At 77.6% G+C, this 805-nt stretch carries 1 protein-coding gene; it reads right to left on the bottom strand.

Annotated elements, in window-relative coordinates; genetic code table 11:
- Positions 1–415 precede the first annotated feature (415 nt).
- The gene (locus FHL80_RS25920) at positions 416–571 is read right to left on the bottom strand and encodes a hypothetical protein (protein ID WP_216871048.1); all 156 of its coding nucleotides are present in this window, start codon (positions 569–571) and stop codon (positions 416–418) included.
- Positions 572–805 lie beyond the last annotated feature (234 nt).

The raw sequence follows: 805 nt of genomic DNA, 5'->3' as shown, positions 1-805 counted from the left end.
GACCCGTCCTGAGCACGGCCGCCGGCGTTCCCGCGGGAACGCCGGCGGCCGACACCCGGGAGCAACCGACAGCCGCCTCATCCGCCGCCCCGGCGACCACGCCGCTCCAGGCTTCCGGCGAGACGCGGACTGTCGGCGCTGCGGCCGCGCCGGTTCTGCAGCCGCCCACCGGCCAGCAGGCGGCGACCACTCCTCCTGAGTCCGCTCGGACTCAGGCCGCGCCCGCTCCCGAGGCGGCATCGGCCGCGCCCGCCCCTGGACCCCAGCCGCCGGCACCCAGCCAGCCCGTAGTGCCACCAGCGAGTGCTGCGTCGGGTTCACCCTCCCCGTCGGCAACGCCGGCGCCTCCCGCCGAGCCGCCCGCTCCGGCCGACGCGAGCGGAGCTCTCACGGCCGTCGCCGCACCAGACCCTCATCAGCCCTCGACACCCGTCTCGGTGACGTCCGATACCGCGGCGACCGAGTCGCCGGCCGGCTCGGCCGACGTCGCAACGGGTGCGGGGGTGGCGGCGGCCGTCTCCGACAGCCGCGCCGCGGCGCCGCGGACCGCCTCCGTGATCGCCCTGCCCACGGCCGTCGCTGCCGGGACGGGACCCGGCGTCGGCGCATCCCAGCCCCTGGTCCGGTCGTGCGTCGGACCGGCCATGACCGGCGCTCTGGGGATCACCGGAGTGCAGCCGGCCCACGGGTCCCTGCGGGCGGACGTGCCCCCGGGCCGCAGTGGACGAACAGGAATCTCAGGAACCGCACTGGACGCTGGGGCCGGCTCACCGTCCGGTGCGCCCACGACCCCGCTCCCTGTGCC

This window comes from Modestobacter excelsi (genome assembly GCF_005930495.1).
In the GTDB taxonomy this organism is placed as follows: domain Bacteria; phylum Actinomycetota; class Actinomycetes; order Mycobacteriales; family Geodermatophilaceae; genus Modestobacter; species Modestobacter excelsi.
This window is presented reverse-complemented; position numbering and strand designations above follow the sequence as displayed.